The sequence below is a fragment of the Terrabacter sp. P5_B1 genome (genome assembly GCF_056400505.1).
Genome location: NZ_JBFULD010000376.1, coordinates 1 through 3,750 on the forward strand (window position 1 = coordinate 1; position 3,750 = coordinate 3,750).

Here is a 3,750-nt window from a genome sequence, read left to right on the forward strand (position 1 = left end):
GTCCATGTCCGGGTCGTCAGCGACGTCCCCGGAGAGCTGCGCCTCGACCTCGGACATGCCTATGACGGCGTCCCCCGTCCGTTCACGACGGCGCGTTTCGGCACCGTCGGCGGCCGCGACCGCGACGCCGAGTCCGCTGCCGTTCAGGCGGCGACGTCGCTGCGCTCGGTGCCCGGCGCGCTGCGGGCCGACCTCGGCGGCCACGCCTACCTCGTGCCGCGCGTCGTGCTCACCGGTCTTCCGGCCGCCCGGTTCGTCGCCGACACCCTGCCCCTGCTCGAGGCCGACGAGCACGTCACGGTCGAGGTCGACGGCGACGTCCCGGCCTACGAGGAGGTCACGTCGGCTCCGGTCGTGCGGCTCGGCACCGGTGAGCGGCGCGAGCAGGCTGATCCCGGCGACTGGTTCGACCTGCGGGTCTCCGTCGAGGTCGACGGCGAGGAGGTCCCGTTCGAGCCGCTCTTCGGTGCGCTCGCCCGGGGCGACGACATCATGCTGCTCGAGTCCGGTGCGTTCTTCCGGCTCGACCGGCCCGAGCTGCACCGGCTGCGCGACCTCATCGAGGAGGCCCGCGACATCGCCGACCCCGAGACCGGCGGCCTGCGCCTCAGCGCCCACCACGCCGACCTCTGGGACGAGCTCGTCGCCCTCGGCGTCGTCGACGAGCAGAGCGCGCGGTGGGCCGCCAACGTCGAGGCGCTCGGCTCGCTCGAGTCCGGGCCGCTCGCCGAGGTCCCGCCCGACCTCCGGGCCACGCTGCGGCCCTACCAGCTCGACGGCTACCGATGGCTCGCGCGCCTCTGGGACGCCCGCATCGGCGGCATCCTCGCCGACGACATGGGCCTCGGCAAGACCCTCCAGGTCATCGCCGCCCTGGTCCGCGCGCACGACCGGGGCGAGCTCGGTGACGGCGGACCCGAGGCCCGGGGACCAGTCCTCGTCGTGGCGCCGACGAGCGTCGTCGGTACGTGGATGGGCGAGCTCGAGACCTTCGCGCCGCACCTGCGCTCCGTCGCCGTGACCGCGACGGAGCGCAAGCGTGGGGTGTCGCTCGCCGACACCGTCGCCGGCGCCGAGGTCGTCATCACCTCGTATGCCGTCCTGCGCCTCGACGACGCCGCCTTCCACTCCGTGGGGTGGGGTGGGGTCGTGCTCGACGAGGCCCAGTTCGTCAAGAACCGGCAGGCCAAGACCCACGTCGCCGTGCGCCGGCTCGGGGCGCCCTTCACCGTCGCCGTCACCGGCACGCCGCTCGAGAACTCCCTCATGGACCTCTGGTCACTGCTCTCGCTCACGGCGCCCGGGCTCTACCCGCGGCCCGACGTCTTCACGAGGAACTACCGCAAGCCCATCGAGTCCGGTGAGCGCCCCGAGCTGCTCGACCTGCTGCGCCGGCGCATCCGGCCCCTGATGCTGCGCCGAACCAAGGAGCAGGTGGCGATCGACCTGCCCCCCAAGCAGATCCAGGTCATGGCCCTCGACCCGCACCCCGTCCACCGCCACATCTACGACCAGCACCTGCAGCGCGAGAGGCAGCGCGTCCTCGGCCTGCTCGACGACCCCGAGTCCAACCGCGTCGCGATCCTCGCGGCGCTGACCCGGCTGCGCCAGCTCGCACTCGACCCCGTCCTCGTCGACGACGTCCACGCCGGCAAGGCGACCGCCGCCAAGATCGAGTTCCTCGTCGACCAGCTGCGCGAGCTGGCGGCCGAGGGCCACCGGGCGCTCGTCTTCAGCCAGTTCACCGGCTTCCTGCGCATCGTCGAGGCCGCGCTGACGCGCGCGGGGGTGACGACGGCATACCTCGACGGATCGACGACCGACCGGCAGTCCGTCGTGCGCGGGTTCCGCGAAGGCGACGCGGTCGCCTTCCTCATCAGCCTCAAGGCCGGCGGGTTCGGGCTGACGCTCACGGAGGCCGACTACGTCTACGTCCTCGACCCGTGGTGGAACCCCGCCGCCGAGGCGCAGGCCATCGACCGGGCCCACCGCATCGGGCAGAACCGCCCGGTCACCGTCTATCGCCTCGTCTCCGGCGGCACCATCGAGGAGAAGGTCGTCGCGCTGCAGGAACGCAAGCGGGACCTCTTCCAACGCGTCGTCGACGAGGGCGGTTCGCTCTCGGGCGCCATCACGGCCGACGACGTGCGCGACCTGCTCGGCCTCGCGTGAGAGGCGTGGCGCGCCCGTCGCCCTGAGGTGGACAATCGGGCGGTGACCCAGAACCCCACGCTCGACGATCTCGCCGCCCAGGAGTCCGCCCTCGTCTTCGACCGGTTCGACGACGACACGGCATGGGCCGTCGGCGTCGCCCTCCGCGACGCCGCCCGCGCCGCAAGCTCGCCCGTGGCGATCTCGATCCGACGCAACGGCCAGCGACTCTTCCACGCGGCCCTGCCCGGGGCGACGGCCGACAACGACGGCTGGCTCGAGCGCAAGAGCGCCGTCGTCGACCGTTACGGCCACTCGTCCCTGTACGTCGGCGAGGAGTTCCGTGCCGCGGGCAAGACGTTCGAGGACAGCTCACGCCTCGACCCGAGCCGCTACGCCGCGCACGGCGGCGCCTTCCCGATCATCGTCCGGGGTGTCGGCTGCGTGGGCACGATCGCCGTCTCGGGGCTGCCGCAGCGCGAGGACCATCGGCTCGTCGTCGAGACCCTCGAGGCGTTCCTGCGGAGCGACAACGCCTGAGCCTCCACCGATTTGACCTCAAGCCGGGTTGACGTCGGAGGGTGGGTCCAGTGGGTACGTCACCCACAGACCCGCTCCGGACACCTTGTCTGCACCGCTTCGGTGCGGCATAGAGTGGTCGGAGCCGGATGGTCTCCAGAAAGGAACGACAAGTGGCTTACACACTTCCCGAGCTCGACTACGACTACGCCGCCCTCGAGCCCCACATCAGCGCTCGCATCATGGAGCTGCACCACAGCAAGCACCACAAGGCCTACGTCGACGGCGCCAACGCCGCCGTCACCAAGCTGGAGGAGCTGCGCGAGTCGGGCGACTACGCCGCCCTCAACGGTGTGGAGAAGAACCTCGCCTTCCACCTCGGTGGACACACGAACCACTCCGTCTTCTGGAAGAACATGAGCCCCGACGGCGGCGGCCAGCCCGAGGGTGAGGTCGCTGCGGCGATCACCGAGTACTTCGGCGGCTTCGAGAAGTTCCAGGCGCACTTCAACGCCAACGCCAACGCGATCCAGGGCTCCGGCTGGTCGATCCTCGCGTGGGACACCATCGCCGAGCGGCCGCACATCATGCAGCTGTTCGACCAGCAGGGCAACATCCCCGTGGGCCAGATCCCGCTGCTCCAGCTCGACATGTGGGAGCACGCCTTCTACCTGCAGTACGAGAACGTCAAGGCCGACTACGTCAAGGCCTGGTGGAACGTCGTCAACTGGCAGGACGTCGCCGCTCGCCTCGAGCGCGCCAAGGCCACCAAGGGACTCATCCTCCCGGCCTGACGGTCTGCGACACGGCAAGGGCGGGCACCTCACGGTGCCCGCCCTTCGTCATGCGCGGCGCTGCGCGTCGAGGCAGGCGATCGCGCGTTGCGCTGCCCGCTGCCGGCCGCGAGGGTGTCACCGGTCCACGAAGACGTGGTCCCACGTGACGGGGGTCCTGACGGACGAGCGCCGGGTCGATGTATCTCGGCGTCACCTGGGACGCGGAACTACACCGGTCCGGGGGATGGTGGGTCAGGCGTCCCGGTGGGCCGGGCCCGCGGCGGTGACCGTGAAGGAGACCGGG

At 71.2% G+C, this 3,750-nt stretch carries 3 protein-coding genes; all 3 read left to right on the plus strand.

Annotation, left to right across the window (positions count from 1 at the left end; all coding sequences use genetic code 11):
• Nucleotides 1–2,172, plus strand: a 2,172-nt coding sequence (locus AC1DP0_RS19445) for a DEAD/DEAH box helicase (RefSeq protein ID WP_478087708.1), incomplete at its 5' end; no start/stop codon positions are given.
• 42 nt (nucleotides 2,173–2,214) lie between these two features.
• On the plus strand, nucleotides 2,215–2,691 hold the full coding sequence (locus AC1DP0_RS19450; RefSeq protein ID WP_478087711.1) for a heme-degrading domain-containing protein: 477 nt from the start codon (nucleotides 2,215–2,217) through the stop codon (nucleotides 2,689–2,691).
• A 128-nt stretch (nucleotides 2,692–2,819) separates the two neighbouring features.
• Nucleotides 2,820–3,464 carry a superoxide dismutase gene (locus AC1DP0_RS19455; protein ID WP_142176230.1) on the plus strand — a complete coding sequence of 215 codons (645 nt, stop codon included), beginning with the start codon at nucleotides 2,820–2,822 and terminating at the stop codon, nucleotides 3,462–3,464.
• The last annotated feature ends 286 nt before the right edge of the window (nucleotides 3,465–3,750 follow it).

Bases quoted from the DNA above. Each gene is read 5' to 3' on its own strand.
- AC1DP0_RS19455 (WP_142176230.1), top strand. From the start codon at position 2,820: ATGGTCTCCAGAAAGGAACGACAAGTGGCTTACACACTTCCCGAGCTC.